Origin of the sequence: Polaromonas sp. AER18D-145 (assembly GCF_002379095.1) — a bacterium.
Taxonomy (GTDB): Bacteria; Pseudomonadota; Gammaproteobacteria; order Burkholderiales; family Burkholderiaceae_C; genus Polaromonas.
This window is the reverse complement of sequence record NZ_NBZV01000033.1, coordinates 1-17581: the sequence shown is the minus strand read 5'-3', so window position 1 is coordinate 17581 and position 17581 is coordinate 1. Positions and strand designations below refer to the sequence as shown.

13 protein-coding genes and 1 riboswitch are annotated in these 17581 nt (G+C 66.2%); of the genes, 10 read left to right on the top strand and 3 right to left on the bottom strand.

Features of this window, described 5'->3' with window-relative positions; genetic code table 11:
- The first annotated feature begins 60 nt into the window (after nucleotides 1–60).
- From B7G52_RS15840 to nadB, 5 genes are all read left to right on the top strand, one after another.
- Nucleotides 61–933 (top strand): ScpA family protein, encoded by an 873-nt coding sequence (locus B7G52_RS15840; RefSeq protein WP_096698518.1) that lies wholly within the window; start codon nucleotides 61–63, stop codon nucleotides 931–933.
- Between the two features lie 258 nt (nucleotides 934–1191).
- Nucleotides 1192–2940, top strand: coding sequence for a ShlB/FhaC/HecB family hemolysin secretion/activation protein (locus B7G52_RS15835; protein WP_096698517.1), 1749 nt, complete (start codon nucleotides 1192–1194; stop codon nucleotides 2938–2940).
- Nucleotides 2941–2987: 47 nt separating this feature from the next.
- Nucleotides 2988–5198, top strand: a complete 2211-nt coding sequence (locus tag B7G52_RS15830) for a filamentous hemagglutinin N-terminal domain-containing protein (RefSeq protein WP_096698516.1) — start codon at nucleotides 2988–2990, stop codon at nucleotides 5196–5198.
- A 77-nt stretch (nucleotides 5199–5275) separates the two neighbouring features.
- Nucleotides 5276–6094, top strand: a complete 819-nt coding sequence (locus B7G52_RS23840; RefSeq protein WP_205853075.1) for a hypothetical protein — start codon at nucleotides 5276–5278, stop codon at nucleotides 6092–6094.
- Nucleotides 6095–6307: 213 nt separating this feature from the next.
- Nucleotides 6308–8140, top strand: a complete 1833-nt coding sequence (gene nadB / locus B7G52_RS15820) for an L-aspartate oxidase (protein WP_096698515.1) — start codon at nucleotides 6308–6310, stop codon at nucleotides 8138–8140.
- A 13-nt stretch (nucleotides 8141–8153) separates the two neighbouring features.
- Here the strand turns inward: nadB and pabB are convergent, their stop codons facing one another.
- The 3 genes from pabB to nadC are packed head-to-tail and all read right to left on the bottom strand — an operon-like array spanning nucleotide 8154 to nucleotide 11925.
- Entirely contained in the window at nucleotides 8154–9926 is a 1773-nt protein-coding gene (gene pabB, locus B7G52_RS15815; RefSeq protein ID WP_096698514.1) for an aminodeoxychorismate synthase component I, read from the bottom strand.
- On the bottom strand, nucleotides 9926–11044 hold the full coding sequence (gene nadA, locus B7G52_RS15810) for a quinolinate synthase NadA (protein ID WP_096698513.1): 1119 nt from the start codon (nucleotides 11042–11044) through the stop codon (nucleotides 9926–9928). Before nadA ends, pabB begins: the two co-directional genes overlap by 1 nt.
- A gap of 8 nt (nucleotides 11045–11052) precedes the next feature.
- A complete protein-coding gene (gene nadC, locus B7G52_RS15805; RefSeq protein ID WP_096698540.1) occupies nucleotides 11053–11925 on the bottom strand; it encodes a carboxylating nicotinate-nucleotide diphosphorylase in 873 nt (290 codons plus the stop codon).
- A 104-nt stretch (nucleotides 11926–12029) separates the two neighbouring features.
- Nucleotides 12030–12143: riboswitch (TPP riboswitch) on the top strand.
- Nucleotides 12144–12238: 95 nt separating this feature from the next.
- Here nadC and thiC point away from each other — a divergent pair.
- The 5 genes from thiC to B7G52_RS15780 all read left to right on the top strand — a co-directional run.
- Nucleotides 12239–14140, top strand: a complete 1902-nt coding sequence (thiC, locus tag B7G52_RS15800; protein WP_096698512.1) for a phosphomethylpyrimidine synthase ThiC — start codon at nucleotides 12239–12241, stop codon at nucleotides 14138–14140.
- Between the two features lie 37 nt (nucleotides 14141–14177).
- Nucleotides 14178–15254, top strand: coding sequence for a glycine oxidase ThiO (gene thiO, locus B7G52_RS15795; RefSeq protein ID WP_096698511.1), 1077 nt, complete (start codon nucleotides 14178–14180; stop codon nucleotides 15252–15254).
- A complete protein-coding gene (gene thiS / locus B7G52_RS15790) occupies nucleotides 15251–15460 on the top strand; it encodes a sulfur carrier protein ThiS (protein WP_096698510.1) in 210 nt (69 codons plus the stop codon). The genes thiO and thiS overlap by 4 nt, the downstream gene beginning before the upstream one ends.
- A gap of 4 nt (nucleotides 15461–15464) precedes the next feature.
- Nucleotides 15465–16322, top strand: a complete 858-nt coding sequence (locus tag B7G52_RS15785) for a thiazole synthase (RefSeq protein WP_096698509.1) — start codon at nucleotides 15465–15467, stop codon at nucleotides 16320–16322.
- Nucleotides 16319–17581: thiamine phosphate synthase (locus B7G52_RS15780; RefSeq protein WP_240523484.1), on the top strand; the 1263-nt coding region annotated here is incomplete at its 3' end. The genes B7G52_RS15785 and B7G52_RS15780, both read left to right, overlap by 4 nt.

Genomic DNA, 17581 nt, shown 5'->3' with positions numbered 1-17581 from the left:
TGCTGGATATGCGCTGGTAGCTATTGTTTTTATAGTTACTGACGCCACAGCCCCACCCCCATGTCCACGATCACCGAACTGCCGCCCTCGCCTTCCGAGCCGGGTTCGCCGCCCGACGCGCTGGCGCTGGCCGGCATGCCCGCGGTGATCGACCAGGTCGCACTGGCCCGCCTGTACGGCGAGCCGCTGTTCGCGATGCCGCAGGACCTGTACATCCCGCCCGACGCGCTGCAGGTGTTCCTGGAAGCCTTCGAGGGCCCGCTGGACCTGTTGCTGTACCTGATCCGCAAGCAGAATTTCAACATCCTCGACATCCCGATGGCGGCCGTGACGCGCCAGTACCTGGTGTATGTCGATGAAATCCGCGCCACCAACCTGGAACTTGCTGCCGAGTACCTGCTGATGGCCGCGATGCTGATCGAAATCAAGTCGCGCATGCTGCTGCCGCCGAAAAAGGTCGCCGACGGCCAGGAGCCGGAAGACCCGCGTGCCGAACTGGTGCGCCGCCTGCTGGAATACGAGCAGATCAAGCTGGCGGCCCACAAACTCAACGACATCCCGCAGTTCGGCCGCGACTTCCTGCGCGCCCAGGTCTATGTGGAGCAGGCGCTGCAGCCGCGTTTTCCCGAGGTCAGCGTGGTCGACCTGCAGGAAGCCTGGCGCGACATCGTCAAGCGCGCCAGGCTGGTCCAGCACCATGTGATCTCGCGCGAGGAGCTCTCGGTGCGGGAACACATGAGCATCGTGCTGCGCAAGCTGCAAGGCCAGAAGTTTGTCGAGTTCGAGCACCTGTTTGAAACCGCCCGCGGCATGCCGGTGCTGGTGGTCACCTTCATCGCGCTGCTTGAACTCTCCAAGGAAGGCCTGATCGACGTGACCCAGGCCGAGGCCTACGCGCCGATCTACGTGCGCCTGGCTTACACGCCGGCCTGAACGGCTGTTCCCCGAGGACGGCGAACCCTCCGCGCGGGCGCCGGCGCTGGATTTCACGAAGACAGAACGTCCCGACGCGCGCATGGCGAGCTGTTCGGTGGACCATACCCCCAAGCTCGGCCGCGCCTAAGCCACGCATTCGTTACAAAAACGATAGAAATGATAATTGCGATTTCCTCACGATTGGGCAGCATGGTGTCCTACGTTTTATAACAAGGCTTACATCCATGATCGCTTGGTACTACAAGGCCAAGCACCATGCACCAGACGCACCGACCCAACCGGGCAATCGATACCCCTTTGTCCACCGCTCCCCGGCGCTGCGATTCCTGGCGTTTTCCCCTGAACAAAAACCTGGTGCCGTTTGCGCTCCTGGTGCTCAGCCAAAGCCTGCTGGCCCAACAGATCCCCGGCGCCGGCAGCCAGATGCAGCAGATTCCTGCGGCCCCGGTGCCGCAAAAAACACCGCCCGAAATCCGCATCCAGGAGGGCACTGCGCCTGCCGCGCCCGGCGCCGACGCCGTCAAGATCCTCGTCAAGAGCCTGCGGGTGACGGGCGCGCGGGTTTACACCGAAGCGGCGCTGATCGCCCTCACGGGTTTCGTGCCGGGGACCGAACTCACGATGGCCGAACTGCAGGCCATGACTGGGCGGATCACGGACCACTACCGGAAAAACGGCTACTTCGTGGCACGGGCCTACCTGCCTGCCCAGGAGATCAAGGACAACGCCCTGACCATCGCCGTGAGCGAAGGCGAATACGGCAAGGTCATCCTGCGCAACCAGTCCAACCTTGCCGATGACCAGGCCTACAGCCTTCTCGGCGGCCTGAACAGTGGCGACCCCATCACCAACGACCCGCTGGAGAGCCGCCTGCTGCTGCTATCGGACACGCCGGGCGTCAGCGTCAAATCAACACTGGTTCCGGGCGCAACCCCGGGCAGCTCCGACCTGATCGTCGATATCGTTCCCGGCAAACGCGTGACCGGCAGCATCGACGCCGACAATGCCGGCAACCGTTATACCGGCGAATACCGCGTGGGCGCCACCGTCAACCTCAACAACCTGCTGGGGCGCGGCGACGTCGCCAGCCTGCGCGCTGTGACCTCGGGCTCCGGGCTCACCTACGGACGCGCGTCCTACCAGATGCAGTTTGGCAAGGCCACCGCAGGTGTGGCCTACAGCAGGCTGGAATATGAACTCGGCAAGGAATTCGCGCCGCTGCAGGCCAACGGCACAGCGGAGGTGGCAAGTGTCTATGGCAGCTACCCGCTGATCCGTTCGCGCAACAGCAACCTCAACGCCGGCCTCGCCTACGACGCCAAGACCTTTCAGGACAGGGTTGACGTGATCCCTTCCGTGACCGACAAGAAGGCCCGCGTCCTGACCGCCAGCCTGTATGGCAACCACCGCGACAACCTCGGCGGCGGCGGCGTGAGTGCTTTTTCCCTGGGCTTGTCTGCCGGCGATCTCGACATCGAGACACCCGCGGCGCTGGCGGTGGATGCGGCCAGCGCGCGCAGCAACGGTGCCTACAACAAACTCGGATTCAACGCCTCACGCCTGCAGCGCGTCACCGACACCCTTTCCTTTTACGCCGGTGTCCAAGGGCAACTCGCCTCGAAGAACCTCGACTCCTCCGAGAAGATGGTCCTGGGCGGCATGGACGGCGTGCGGGCCTACCCGCAGGGCGAGGCATTTGGGGACGAGGGTTACCTTGTCAACCTGGAAGCCCGGCTGTTGCTGCCCAAGCCGACCGAAAGCCTTCCGGGCCAGGTGCACCTGGTCGGCTTCGTGGACGCCGGACGCGTCACGATCAACAAGAACCCCTGGACGACCGCGACCAACCACAGGAACCTGAGCGGCGCAGGGGTGGGGCTCACCTGGGCTGATCCCGGCAATTTCGCACTGCGCATGTATTACGCCCGCAAGCTCGGCAGCGAGCCAGCGATTTCAGCCCCTGACAAGTCAGGCCGGTTCTGGATCCAGGTCATCAAATATTTCTGACATTTGCCAGCTTCTGCGCAAACACGACAGCACACAAGGACTCACCCATGAACCGCATTCACCAATCCATCTGGAGCGACAGCTCAGGCGCCTTCGTCGCCGTGTCTGAAAACGCCGGCGGCGCAGGCAAAAAGAAATCCTCGTCCACGACAGGACGCCCCGGCGCCGCGAACTTCGCCATCAAGGCGCTGTCAGCCTGCCTGATGCTCGGCTTGGGCGCCACTGCCTATGCCCTGCCAACAGGCGGTGTGGTGGCGGCCGGCGGCGCCAGCATCACCAGCAGTGCGTCCTCCACAACCATCACGCAGTCCACCGCCAACACGGTGATCAACTGGCAGAGCTTTGGCATTGCCGCCGGCCAGACCGTGCAGTTCGTACAGCCCGGCAGCACGTCGGTGGCCCTGAACCGGGTCCTGGGCGCCGATCCGTCCAGCATCATGGGCAACCTCTCGGCCAACGGCAGGGTCTTTCTACTCAACCCGAACGGCGTCCTGTTCGGCAGCGGCGCATCGGTGAACGTCGGCGGGCTGGTCGCGTCCACCATGAGTCTTAGCGATGCCAAGTTCATGGCGGGCGATTATTCCTTCACCGACGCGGGAAGCGGCTCGGTCGTCAACCTGGGCAACATCACTGCGGCCGACGGCGGCTACGTGGCACTGATGGGCAAAACCGTCAGCAACCAGGGCGTGATTTCCGCCAGACTCGGTTCGGTGGTACTTGCCGCCGGCAACGCCGTCACCATGGACGTTGCCGGCGACGGCCTGCTCAACATGTCGGTGGCTCAGGGTGCCGTCAACGCGCTGGTTGAAAACGGCGGCCTGATTCGCGCCGACGGCGGCCGCGTGCTGCTGACGGCCCAGGCGGCCGGCAACCTGCTGCACACCGCGGTCAACAACACCGGCGTGATCCAGGCGCAAACCATTGGAAACCGCAACGGCACCATCCTGCTGCTGGGCGACATGCAGAGCGGCACCATGAACGTCGGCGGCACGCTGGATGCCAGCGCACCAAACGGCGGTAACGGCGGCTTTATTGAAACCTCGGCGGCACACGTCAACATCAAAGACGATGTACGCGTCACCACGGCCGCACCTCAGGGCCTGATGGGCACCTGGCTGATCGATCCGCAGGACTTCATCATCGGCGCCGGCGGCAACATTTCCGGCGCCACGCTCTCGGCCCAGCTGGTCACCAACAACGTCACCATCACCACGGCGCCCGGCCCTGGCAACGGGGACATTTTCGTTAACGAAGCGGTGAGTTGGACTGCCAGCGGAGCCCCGACGACCCTCACCCTCATTGCTGACCGGGACACCAACATCAATGCCGCCGTGACGGCCGTTGATGGCAACTTTTCAGTCTGCTGCGGACGAGATATCAACGTGAACGCCGCTATCACCACCACCCGGGGAAGCGTTTTGTTGGCCGCTGGCCGCAATGTGAACCAGAACGCAGCCATCACGGTCACCGACGGCAACCTCATGATGTGTGCGGCCAACGATGTCAATGTCAACGCCAAGATCACCCTGACGCGGGGCACCAGCATTCCTTCCCGCAGTCTGGGCATACCGCTCGGCCTGACGCTCGCTTCAGATACCGACGGTACCGGTCCCGGAGTGGCCGGCGGCTCGGTCTACATCAATGTCGTCGGTCCAGACCGCCCGACCGTCACCGGCCCGAATGCCCCCGTCACCATCATTTACAACCCGACCTCTTACACAACGCCGACGGACTATGCGCCCCAATTCATCCTGACCGACAGCATCCTGACCCAGCGCATGCTGGTCTTCCCCGAAGCCACCAAAAACTTCGACGGCACCACCACGGCGATCCTCACCTCCCTGAAGGGCAACCCTGCCGGGGTCTCCCTGATCGCCGATCCTGGCAGCACCGCCACATTCACCACATCGGAACCGGGAACCGGTAAAACCGTGACCTTCAGCGGGTATCGGCTGACAGGCCCGAATGCCAGCCAATACGCCTTCGCGACTTCCTGCTGCGGGCCTGCCGTCAATAAAACCACCGCGAATATCACGCCCGCGCGTCCCGTTTCCTTCCTTCCCTTCATGGGCATGACCGTCCTGGCACTCGCCGGTGTCACCGGTCTGTCGGACGTGATGCCATTGCCCTATGCCGACAGCGGCGATGTGTTCCTGGCGCTGAAAGAAGAGGAAGCGGTGATGCCCACCGCCATCCCCCTGATCCCGCCAAAGCCCTACATCGCACCACGGTACGCGCCCAGACAAGCACGCAACTAGGAGCGCGCCCCCTGGCCCTTCCACACCCTTCACAGGCAATCGCGGCGGTAGTCTGCGCGCGTGGCGTGGGCGGAACGATGCGTCTGACAGACAGCAAGCGCCTGGCGCAGGCGCTGTGCCTGGCCGCCTGCGCGGCAGTGCTCATGCTGCAACCGGCGGCGGCCGCAGAACCGGCGCAAGCCCCCGGGCCAGCGCCTGCGGTCCCTGGCCTGTCCGCGGTGTCCCGGGCACAAGCCCCACCAGCGGCATCTCCCAGGCGCGCAAGCTTCGGTCGGGAGCGCCCTTCCACCGAGACCGCCCATGTCGCCGACTGGATCGTCGATTCCGGCGACAACCAGGGCCTGCCCTTCATGCTCGTCGACAAGGTCAACGCAAGGGTCCTCGTGTTTGATGCCAGCGGGCAGCTGCAGAATGCCGCGCCCGTGCTACTCGGGTTGGCGCGTGGCGACGATTCCTCGCCCGGCATTGGCGAGCGCAAACTTTCCAGCATCCGCCCCGACGAACGCACGACCCCGGCGGGACGTTTTGTTGCCTCCATGGACCGCAACCTGCGCGGCCAGGACATGCTGTGGGTGGACTATGAAACAGCCATATCGATGCATCGGGTCGTCACGAGCAAACCCGGCGAACGACGCGCGCAGCGCCTGGAAAGCGAAACCCCGGAGGACAACCGCATTTCCTACGGCTGCATCAATGTTCCGGTTAATTTCTTTGACAAGGTGATCAGCCCGACCTTCACCGGAACGAACGGCATCGTCTACGTCTTGCCGGAAACCCGGTCGGCCCGCGAAGTCTTCGGGTCGTATGACCCCCGGGACCCGGCACGACCGCGGGACATGGCCCAAGCCGCGCCAGCGCCGGGCGCCTTGCGTCCCATGCCATTACCCCTTCAATGAGGGAGTCGCGACAAGCCGGCACCCATGGTGCCGGCTTGTCAGCGGACCCGGCGTCCGGCAACCTGTGACAGGCGTGCCCCCCCGGGCCGATCTGCAGCCTGACAGATAATCTCCTGTTTGACAAACAGGGCATCAGGCCAGTCAGGTGACGCCGCTGCGCAACGGCTGACCGAGGTCAGTTGCACGGATCCAACCAGGGCCGCAAGGCTTCTCATGAAAAACATCACCGCCACACGCCACGGCGAACCGGGGAAAATCCCGCCCGGCAACACGCTGGCCGATGCCCCGCCCGTCGCCGGGCAAGCTGCAAAGGCACACCCTTCCGGGACGTCCCTGCCCTCTTTGGCCGGCACGCAGCATACCTTCGATGTTCTGATCGTCGGCAGTGGCCTGGCCGGACTGAGCGCTGCACTCAAGCTGCTGGACAAGCGGGGCGCGCCGGCCTCCGACAGCGACCTGTTTCGGATTGCCATTCTGACCAAACGGTCGCTGGCCGACGGCTCCAGCGGCTGGGCCCAGGGCGGCATTGCCGCGGTGATGGAAGAAGGTGCACAAGGCGACAGTTTTGAGTCGCACATCCAGGACACCCAGGTCGCTGGCGCCTGGCTGTCCGATGCGGCGGCCACCACCCAGGTGGTTGAAGGCGCACCAGCGGCCATTGCCTGGCTGCAGGCGCAGGGCGTGGTTTTCACGCAGGAGCAACATCCCGGCGATCCCGGCGCGGCGCCCGCGCTGCACCTGACGCGGGAAGGCGGCCACAGCTACCGGCGCATCGTTCATGCGACCGACGCCACCGGCGCAGCCGTGCAGCAATGCCTGATCGCGGCGGTGCTGGCTCACCCCGCCATTGAGGTGTTTGAACACACCACGCTGGTCGATCTGATCGTACAAAACGACAGCACTACAGGCCAAGCCCGCTGTGTTGGCCTGTATGCGCTGGACAGCCGCAACGGCGGCAGCGGCAACGGCACCGTCCGCACGTTTGGTGCACGCCACACCGTGCTGGCCACAGGCGGCGCCGGCAAGGTTTATCTGTACACCACCAACCCCGACACCGCCACCGGCGACGGCATTGCCGCCGCCTGGCGCGCCGGTTGCCGCGTCGGCAACATGGAGTTCATCCAGTTTCACCCGACCTGCCTGTACCACCCCGAGGCCAAGTCCTTTCTGATCAGCGAGGCGGTGCGCGGCGAAGGCGGCATCCTGCGGCTGCCCGAATCGGCGGGCGGCACGCGCTTCATGCCGGCCCACGATGAACGTGCCGAGCTGGCACCGCGCGACGTGGTGGCCCGCGCGATTGATTTCGAGATGAAAAAACACGGTGTGGACTGCGTCTACCTGGACATCTCGCACAAGGGCGAGGCCTTTGTGCGCGAACACTTCCCGACCATCCACGCACGTTGCCTGGCGCTCGGCATCGACATCGCGCGCCAGCCGATTCCCGTGGTGCCGGCCGCCCACTACACCTGCGGCGGCGTGCTGACCGACCTGGCGGGCCGCACCGACATCGAAAACCTGTACGCCGCCGGAGAAACGGCCTGCACCGGCCTGCACGGGGCCAACCGGCTCGCCAGCAACTCGCTGGTCGAATGTGTGGTGTTTGCGCAGCAGGTTGCAGATGCTATTAAAAAAGTAGCTGCTTACGCCCATTCGACGGGGGCTGGAGGTAAAAATGATTCACAAAACCGGCTACCGGCCTGGGACGACAGTCAGGTGACGGATGCCGACGAGCAAGTGGTGATTTCCCACAACTGGGACGAGCTGCGCCGCTTCATGTGGGACTACGTCGGCATCGTCCGCACCAACAAGCGCCTGGAGCGCGCGGCGCACCGCATCACGCTGCTGCAGGGAGAAATCCAGGAGTTCTACGCGCACTTTCACGTCACCCGCGATTTGCTGGAGCTGCGCAACCTGGTGCAGGTGGCCGAACTCATCGTGCGCTCGGCGCAAGCCCGGCATGAGAGCCGCGGCCTGCACTTCAGCCGGGACTACCCGGAGATGGCGCAGAAGGCGGTGCCCACCATCCTGGTGCCACCCACGGCCTGACGCCGCGCCGGCATCACACGCAGCGGCGGTCCAGGTCCGCGGAAATCCAGCCACGCAGGCTGTTCACAAAAGCCAGCGCCTGCACGCGCGGCAGGTCGTCCAGGCGTACCACGGCCTCAGTCACACGACCATCGCGCAGTGCGTTGGCGCGGCCTATGCCGTCCAGCAGGCCGCAGCGCAGCGGCGGGGTTACCCAGTTGCCGTCGAGCAGCAGCGCCACGTTGCCGCGTGTGCATTCGGTGATCTCGCCTTTGGCATTCCACAGCAGGCTATCGAAAACGCCGGGCTGCATGGGTGTGAACGCTTCGTAGTGAGCGCGGCGCGTGGTCTTGAAACGCACGAACTCCCCGTGCGCCTCGTCGATGGCATGGTCCGCGAGCTGCAGCCGCACGCGCAGCGGTGAAGCCGGCAACTCATAAGCCCCGGCCTGCATCTGTCCGCGGGCATCGAGCAGCAAGCGCACGCGCCACATGCCTTGCGGATGAGCCTGCGCCAGGTCTTGCAGGCACTGGTCCACGGACAGCGGCTGCCACGGATAGCCAAAATGCGCTGCGGCGGCGGCCATGCGCGCCAGATGCGCGGGCGCGTCGCGCAGGACACCGTCCTCCAGCGCCAGGGTTTCTAGCAGGTCAAACGGACTGCTCGCGCGCTCCACGAAGGCCCGCTTGTGGCGCCACTCCTGCCATTCGGCATCGGCGCTGGCACCGGACGTGATGCCACTGCCGATGCCGCAGCGCAGCGCAGCGCCCTGCAGGGTGACGGTGCGGATGGGCACGTTGAACGTGGCCCTTGTTCCCTGTTCGCCCGGCCGCACCACCCCGAGGGCGCCGCAGTACACGCCGCGCGCCTGCGGCTCCAGCGCGCGGATCATCTGCATGGCGCGCACCTTGGGCGCGCCGGTCACCGAGCCGCAGGGGAACAACGCCGCAAACACATCGGCCAGTGAACAGGCTGCACGCGTGTGCGCCTGCACGTCCGAGGTCATCTGCCACACCGTGGCCAGCGCCTCGGTGTGGAACAGGCGCGGCACGCGCACACTGAACGGCTCGGCGATGCGCGACAGGTCGTTGCGCAGCAGGTCCACGACCATCACGTTCTCGGCGCGTTCCTTGGCCGAGGTACGCAAGGCGTCGGCCTGCGCGGCATCTTCGGCGGGCGTGGCGCCGCGCGGGGCGGTGCCTTTCATGGGTCGCGTGAGAATGCGGCCCGCGTGCCAGTCAAAAAACAGCTCGGGGGACACCGAGAGCACCTGCTCATCGCTGGTGTCGAGATAAGCCGCATAAGCTCCGGGCTGGGCGCGCTGCAAGGCAGCAAACAGGGCCAGTGCCGCGTCACCGTCCGGCCCGCCGCGCAGCACGCCGCGCAGGGGCGCGGTGAAGTTCACCTGGTACAGCTCCCCCTCGGCAATGGCGCACTGGATGCGATCCAGCGCCGCATCAAAGGCGGGGCGGGAACAGGTTTCCTGCCACTGCACCTGCGCCGTGCCGGCAGCGTCATCGCGCGGCCAGGGCAGCGCCTCGTCGTAAACGGCAAACCAGGCCAGGGGACCCTGCGCCGCGTGCACGGCCAGGGCCGTATCGAAGGCCGGGGCCGCCTCGTAGCGCAGGTAGCCGACGCACCAGCGGCCCTGCGCTGCCGCGGCCTGCACGGCATCGAGCACCGGCCGCACCTGTTCCAGTCCGTGCGCCACCAGCGTCTGGCGGGGTGCGCCAAAAGCACAGCGCAGACGCGGCCCGCCCGGGTTGTCCGGGTCGGAAAAATCGATCCGCGCCGAGAGGGGCCGCATCAGGCCGCGCCGATGCGCGGCACCAGCCCTGCCGCCGGCTGGCCCAGGCGCTGCGCGGCGGTAAACGCCAGCATGCGATCAATCGGCAAGCGCGCACGCACGCCCAGCGCCGGGTCGATGTGAACGTCATTCGTGCCGGTCTCCAGCGCCTGCGCCAGACCCGCCAGCCCATTCATCGCCATCCAGGGGCAGTGCGCGCAGCTTTTGCAGGTGGCGCTGTCGCCAGCCGTCGGCGCTTCGATAAAAATCTTGCCGGGGTTGAGCCTGCGCAGCTTGTGCATCATGCCGTTGTCGGTCGCGACGATGAATTCGCGGGCGTCCATCTCGCGCGCCGCCTTGAGGATGGCCGAGGTCGAACCCACCGCATCGGCCAGTTCGATCACGTCGGCCGGCGACTCGGGGTGCACCAGCACCTTGGCCCGGGGATGTTCTTTTTTCAGCGCCTCAAGCTCGAAGGCCTTGAACTCGTCGTGCACGATGCAACTGCCGTTCCACATCAGCATGTCGGCACCGGTTTCGCGCTGGATGTAGCCGCCCAGGTGTTTGTCGGGAGCCCACAGGATTTTCCGGCCCTGGTCCTTGAGCGCCCGCACGATGTCCAGCGCGCAGTTGGAGGTCACCAGCCAGTCGGCGCGCGCCTTCACGGCGGCGCTGGTGTTGGCATAGACCACCACGGTACGGTCCGGGTGGGCGTCACAAAACGCGCTGAATTCGTCGATGGGGCAACCGAGGTCCAGCGAGCAGCTTGCATCGAGGTCGGGCATCAGCACGCGTTTTTCAGGCGAGAGAATTTTCGCGGTCTCCCCCATGAAACGCACACCCGAGACCACCAGGGTGGTTGCCGCATGGTCCCGGCCGAAACGCGCCATCTCCAGGGAATCGCTGACCAGCCCGCCGGTTTCTTCGGCGAGGTCCTGCAGGTCAGGGTGCACGTAGTAATGCGACACCATGACGGCGTTGCGCTCTTTCAGCAGGCGGCGGATCCGGTCTTTCAGCGCCGCACGCTCGGCGGGCGCCGGCTCCACCGGCACCCGCGCCCAGGCGTGCCGGGTCGGGCAGGCCGGTTGTTCGTAGTCGATCCGGACCAGGGGATGAACAGGGGTTTGTACGTCACTCATGGCGGCTATCACAGTTGCGCAAAACGCATGGAAAAATCAATCGCCTTGATGTCCTTGGTCAGGGCCCCGATCGAGATGCGGTTCACCCCGGTGGCGGCAATGCCGGCCACCGTGTCCAGGCCAACGCCGCCCGAGACTTCCAGAATCGCCCGGCCCGCCGTGATGCGCACGGCTTCGCGCAGTTGGGCCAGGTCCATGTTGTCGAGCAGAATCATCCGGGCGCCGGCCTCCAGGGCTTCCTGCAGCTGGACCAGGGTTTCCACCTCAATCTCGACAAAAGCCGCCCGGCTCGCCACCTCGGTCGTGCGCTGCAAAACCGCGCTGATGCCGCCGGCCGCCGCAATGTGATTTTCCTTGATCAACACGGCGTCGTGAAGCCCGATGCGGTGGTTACTGCCGCCACCGCAACGCACCGCGTACTTTTGCGCCAGCCGCAGACCGGGCAGGGTTTTGCGCGTATCAACGATGGCGGCCCGGTTGCCCGGCACGGCCTGCACGGCCCGGACATACACCGCGGTTTGTGTGGCCACGGCGCTGAGCAGCTGCAAAAAATTGAGCAAGGTCCGCTCGGCACTGAGCAGCGCACGCGACCGGCCCCTGACCTCCAGGACGACCTGGTTGGCGCTGCAGTGCTGGCCATCGCGCACATGCCAGACCCGTTCGGCCTGCGGGTCCAGCCGCTGCAGCGTCGCCTCTACCCAGGGCAGGCCGCAAATCACCGCCGCCTCCCGCGCCAGCACCCGGGCGTAGCTGTGCTGCTCAGGATCAATCAGGCTGGCGGTCAGGTCGCCGGCCCCGATGTCTTCGTCCAGCGCGCGAACGACGTCGGCCTGCGCCAGCGCCGACATGTTGCCGGTGGAAAAATCAAACGGACTGCTCATCTTTTTCATGGTTTGCGGGAAGTGGTGGCGGCAAGCATAGCGTCTTCGCAGCAACCTCACTCGTTAGCACGCTATCGGCGTCCGGCCACGCGGTGCATTAGAATGGCCTTGCTCCGGGGTGCAACCCGACCATGGTGGTCGGGTCGCTGAGATGGCCAACCCAAACCCGTGAACTTGAATCGGTTCGTACCGACGTAAGAAGAGCTGACTGCCGCCGGCCCCCCGGTTATCCAGTCAACAACCAACACCACAGCGCCGGTGTTGGCCACACCTTCGGAGCATTTTGTGTATCAACACGCCAAAGGATGCCCCGATGAACGCGCCCGACAAGTTCGCCCAGTTGCTGTCCCTGACCCGTGAACCTTTCCCCGCTTCGCGCAAGATCCATGTGCCCGGCCAGGTCCACGCCGGCCTTCGCGTGCCCATGCGCGAGGTCAGCCTGAGCAACGGCGAATCCGCCACGCTCTACGACACCTCCGGCCCTTACACCGATCCGGCCGCCGACATCGACGTGCGCCGCGGGCTGGAAGCCCTGCGCACGCCGTGGATTGAGGCACGCGGCGACACCGAGGTGTACGCTGGCCGTGCGGCCCAGGCGGTTGATGACGGCACGCGCCGCCAGGACCGCGATGATCCACAAGACCCGGAAGCCCAACGCATCGCGGCCCTGCGCGCGCAAGCGGCGGGCTTGCAGCGCACGCCGCGCCGTGCCAGGGCCGGCGCCAACGTCACCCAGATGCACTACGCGCGCCGCGGCATCATCACGCCGGAAATGGAATACATCGCGCTGCGCGAAAATACCAGGCGCGAATGGATGGCCGAATATCTGGGCGATGCCGAACGCGCGGCCCGCGTACGCGGCAACCCCATGGGCGCACAGCTGCCCGCCTTCGTCACGCCCGAGTTCGTGCGTGACGAAGTGGCGCGCGGCCGCGCCATCATTCCGGCCAACATCAACCATCCCGAAGTCGAGCCCATGATCATCGGCCGCAACTTCCTGGTGAAGATCAACGCCAACATCGGCAACTCGGCGGTCACCTCGAGCATCGAGGAAGAGGTCGAAAAACTGGTCTGGGCGATCCGCTGGGGCGCCGACAACGTGATGGACCTGTCCACCGGAAAAAACATCCACACCACGCGCGACTGGATCATCCGCAACTCGCCGGTGCCCATCGGCACGGTGCCGATTTACCAGGCGCTGGAAAAAGTCGGCGGCGTCGCCGAAGACCTGAGCTGGGAGATTTACCGCGACACGCTGATCGAACAGGCCGAGCAGGGCGTGGACTACTTCACCATCCACGCCGGCGTGCGCCTGCCTTTCATCCCGATGACGGCCAATCGCCGCACCGGCATCGTCTCGCGCGGCGGTTCCATCCTGGCCAAGTGGTGCATGTCGCACCACAAGGAAAACTTCCTGTACACGCACTTCGAGGAGATCTGCGAGATCATGAAGGCCTACGACGTGAGTTTTTCTCTGGGCGACGGCCTGCGCCCCGGCTCCGGTGCCGACGCCAACGACGAGGCGCAGTTTGCCGAATTGCGCACGCTCGGCGAACTGACAAAAATCGCCTGGAAACACGATGTGCAGACCATGATCGAAGGGCCCGGCCACGTGCCCATGCACATGATCCAGGCCAACATGGACGAGCAGCTCAAGCATTGCCACGAAGCGCCGTTTTACACCCTGGGCCCGCTGACCATCGACATCGCGCCCGGCTACGACCACATCTCGAGCGCGATAGGCGCGGCCATGATCGGCTGGTTCGGCACCGCCATGCTGTGTTACGTCACGCCCAAGGAACACCTGGGCCTGCCCGACCGCAACGATGTCAAGCAGGGCATCATTGCCTACAAGATCGCCGCGCACGCCGCCGACGTGGCCAAGGGGCACCCGGCCTCGCGCGCACGCGACGAGGCGCTGTCGAAGGCGCGTTTCGAATTCCGCTGGCACGACCAGTTCAACCTGTCGCTGGATCCGGACACGGCGCGCGAATTCCACGATGAAACCCTGCCCAAGGAAGTCAGCAAGGTCGCCCACTTCTGCTCCATGTGCGGACCAAAGTTCTGCTCCATGAAAATCAGCCAGGAAGTGCGCGAGTTTGCGGTGCAGCAAGGGATTGCGGAAAACGCGGCGCTGGACCAGGGAATGCAGGCAAAATCGGCCGAGTTCCGCGAGAGCGGCAGCGAAATCTACATCCCCATCCAGAAGCTCTGAGCGTCTGGGCGCACGCAAAAAAAAGGCGGACATCATCATGCACATCGGCATCGCAGGCGCTGGCCTGCTCGGGCGGCTGCTGGCCTTCGAACTGAGCCGGGCCGGCCATGTGGTCGAGGTCTTTGACCCCGCGCCGGGCCCACAGGCGCCCGCCTGCGGTCCGGGCACGGCACCTTATGCGGCAGGCTGGACCGCCGCCGGCATGCTCAGCCCCACGGCTGAGCTGGAGTCGGCCGACGAACACGTGTTCGCGCTCGGCTTGCGTTCGCTGGATCTGTGGCCGGCCATCGTGGCGGCCCTGGGCTTGCCGGTGGAACTGCACCGGCGCGGCAGCCTGCTGCTGGCGCACCGCGGCGACGAAGGCGCGGCGCACCGCGTGGTGGACCTGCTGCAGCACAAGGCGCCGGCCGGTCATGCGCCGCAGCGGCTCGATGCCGCGGCCCTGCGCGAGCTTGAACCCGACGTCCACGGCGTGGCCCACGCCTGGCTGCTGCCGCACGAGGGGCATATCCATACCGTGCAGGCGATGCAGGCCCTGGCCCGTGCCGCCACTGCGGCAGGTGCGCACTGGCACTGGGGCGTAGTGGTCAGCCAGTTGCAGGCCGGCGAGATCCACACACCGCAAGGGGTCAGCCGGTTCGACTGCGTGTTCGATGTGCGCGGCACCGGGGCCCGGCCCGCCCCGGCCGGCCTGACAGCCAACGACGGTTTCACGCCGCAGGTCCGCGGCGTGCGCGGAGAAATCATCTGGCTGCATGCGCCCGGCGTGGCCCTGCAGCGGCCGGTGCGCCTGCTGCACCCGCGGCACCGGGTCTACCTGGTGCCGCGCGAAGGCGGCCACATCGTCGTCGGCGCAAGCGAAATTGAAAGCGAAGACCGCTCGCCGATCTCGCTGCGCAGCACGGTCGAACTGCTGGCAGCGGCGCACAGCATCATTCCGGAACTGGCCGAAGCGCGGATGGTTCATACCGAGACCAACCTGCGCCCGGCCCTGCCCGATAATCTGCCGCGCGTCGAACAAAGCCCCGGGCTGGTCCGCATCAACGGCCTGTTCCGGCACGGCTGGCTGATTGCGCCGGCACTGGTCGAGCAAACGCTGCAGCATCTGACATGACAACCATCAACATCACACTCAACGGCGAGGCCCGGCAGGTGCCGGGCGGCTGCACCCTGGCCGAGCTGCTGGAGGCCAGCGGGCAGCCGGCAGCCTCGTTTGCCAGTGCGGTCAATGGCGAGTTTGTGGCACGCGACGCGCGGGCGCAAACCCTGCTCGCGGAAGGCGATGCCGTTTTCACCTTCCAGGCCATCACAGGAGGCTAGACCAATGACCACCCCCACGCTTTCTTCGTTCGCTGTCCCCAAGGAGGGCACCCAGACCCCTTCGGGCGGCTCCGCGGGCACGGACACTTTTCACATCGCAGGTGTTGAGCTCACAAGCCGCTTTTTCCTGGGCACCGCCAGCTACCCGTCACCGCAGGTTCTGCAGCAGGCCATCGCTGCTTCGGGCGCGCAGGTGGTCACTGTCGGACTCAAGCGCCAGCTGGCAGCCGGTGGCGGCACGCAGAACGACTTTTTTCAGCTGATCCGGGACAGCGGCGCCCGCCTGCTGCCCAACACCGCTGGTTGCCGCAGCGCGCGTGAAGCGATTACCTTGTCACAGATGGCGCGTGAGCTGTTCGGCACCAACTGGATCAAGCTCGAAGTAGTCGGCGACGAACACACGCTGCAGCCCGATCCGTTCGAGCTGGTGACGGCGGCCACCGAGCTGGTACGCGACGGCTTTGAAGTTTTTCCTTATTGCACCGACGACCTGGTCAGCTGCCAGCGCCTGCTCGACGCCGGCTGCCGCATCCTGATGCCCTGGGGCGCACCCATCGGCTCGGGCCAGGGACTGGTCAACCCCTACGCGCTGCGCACGCTGCGCGCCCGCCTGCCCGGCGTGCCGCTGATCGTGGACGCCGGCATCGGCTCGCCCGCCGACGCGGTGCAGGCCATGGAACTCGGTTACGACGCCGTGCTGCTCAACTCGGCCGTGGCCCATGCGCGCGACCCGGTGCAGATGGCGCGCGCCTTCAAGCTCGGCATCGAGTCCGGGCGCCTGGCGTATGGGGCCGGCATCATGGCGCAGCAGGACATGGCGGTCGCTTCCACCCCGGTCACCGGCCGGCCGTTCATTCTGTGACAGCGCCCGCCCACACCCCACCGGTCTGGACCTTTGCCGGCAACGCGAAGGAAATACAAGGGCTGCTGGCCGGCAGCGCGCAGGACCTGCCGCGCCCCGCCCTGCTCTGCCTGAGTCGCAGCGAAGCCGCCACGCTGTTGGGTTTGCCCGCATTGGCCAAGCCCGAGGCCGTGACGCAGGCCGCAGCCCGTTTGCGCGCCGCCGTTTGCGAGGCGGTTGTGATCACCGGCGACGAGGCCGACTATGCCGACACGCCGCAGGCCAGCGGCTGGCTGAGCCCTTCCGTCACGACCGCACACCCCAAAAGCCAACCCGACGCGGGCGTGGTGTTCGCCGACGCCGCCGCACGGGCGCTGGCGCGCGGTTTCGTCGCCATGGAAGCCATCGTCATGGCCTGCATGGCGCGGCACGATGCCTTGAGCCAGCACACGGGGACGGGACCCCTGCAGCCACTTCCCGACTTTGCGCAGCGTAGCGCCAACCTGCCGCACTTCAGCCTGCCCCGGTCCACAACGGTCAGCGGCTTTGCCGCGCTCAGCGACGCAGACCTGGGCCTGTACGCCGTGGTGGACAGCGCCGCCTGGGTGGCCCGCGTCGTGGCCGCCGGCGTGCGCACGGTTCAGTTGCGCATCAAGATGACCCCCACGCTTGTCGCTTCGCGTACTGCACTGCCCCCCGAGGGGGCTCTCGCGCCTTGGGGCGGCCCGGCGCCGCTCGACGCAGAAGGTGAGCAGCACCGCGCGACGGTGCGCGAGGAAATCCGCCAAAGCATCCGCGCGGCCACCGCAGCCGGCGCGCAGCTTTTCATCAACGACCACTGGCAGCTCGCTATCGAGGAAGGCGCGTACGGCGTGCACCTGGGGCAGGAAGACCTGCACGTCGCCGACCTGGCCGCGATTGCCCAAGCCGGTTTGCGGCTGGGCATCAGCACCCACGCCTACTGGGAAGTCTGCCGCGCCTGGGCGCTGCGGCCCAGCTACATCGCCTGCGGCCCCATCCATCCCACCCAGGCCAAGGCCATGCCGTGGACTCCGCAAGGCAACGACAACCTGGCCTACTGGTGCGCGCTGCTGCCGACGCCAGTCGTCGGCATTGCCGGCATGGACGTGGCGCGCACCGAGCAGGCGGCGCGCGCCGGTGCCGCCGGTGTGGCGGTGATCAGCGCCGTCACCGCGGCGCCTTCGCCGGAAACCGCCATCGTGCAATTGCAGGAAGCCGTGCGGCGCGGCCGGAACAGCTTGCCCGCCACGGCCCCCATG

Bases quoted from the DNA above. Each gene is read 5' to 3' on its own strand.
- pabB (WP_096698514.1), bottom strand. From the start codon at position 9,926: ATGCGGCCCCTCTCGGCGCGGATCGATTTTTCCGACCCGGACAACCCG.
- B7G52_RS15830 (WP_096698516.1), top strand. From the start codon at position 2,988: ATGAACCGCATTCACCAATCCATCTGGAGCGACAGCTCAGGCGCCTTC.
- nadC (WP_096698540.1), bottom strand. From the start codon at position 11,925: ATGAGCAGTCCGTTTGATTTTTCCACCGGCAACATGTCGGCGCTGGCG.
- B7G52_RS23840 (WP_205853075.1), top strand. From the start codon at position 5,276: ATGCGTCTGACAGACAGCAAGCGCCTGGCGCAGGCGCTGTGCCTGGCC.
- B7G52_RS15840 (WP_096698518.1), top strand. From the start codon at position 61: ATGTCCACGATCACCGAACTGCCGCCCTCGCCTTCCGAGCCGGGTTCG.
- nadB (WP_096698515.1), top strand. From the start codon at position 6,308: ATGAAAAACATCACCGCCACACGCCACGGCGAACCGGGGAAAATCCCG.
- B7G52_RS15835 (WP_096698517.1), top strand. From the start codon at position 1,192: ATGCACCAGACGCACCGACCCAACCGGGCAATCGATACCCCTTTGTCC.
- nadA (WP_096698513.1), bottom strand. From the start codon at position 11,044: ATGAGTGACGTACAAACCCCTGTTCATCCCCTGGTCCGGATCGACTAC.
- B7G52_RS15785 (WP_096698509.1), top strand. From the start codon at position 15,465: ATGACCACCCCCACGCTTTCTTCGTTCGCTGTCCCCAAGGAGGGCACC.
- thiC (WP_096698512.1), top strand. From the start codon at position 12,239: ATGAACGCGCCCGACAAGTTCGCCCAGTTGCTGTCCCTGACCCGTGAA.
- thiO (WP_096698511.1), top strand. From the start codon at position 14,178: ATGCACATCGGCATCGCAGGCGCTGGCCTGCTCGGGCGGCTGCTGGCC.
- thiS (WP_096698510.1), top strand. From the start codon at position 15,251: ATGACAACCATCAACATCACACTCAACGGCGAGGCCCGGCAGGTGCCG.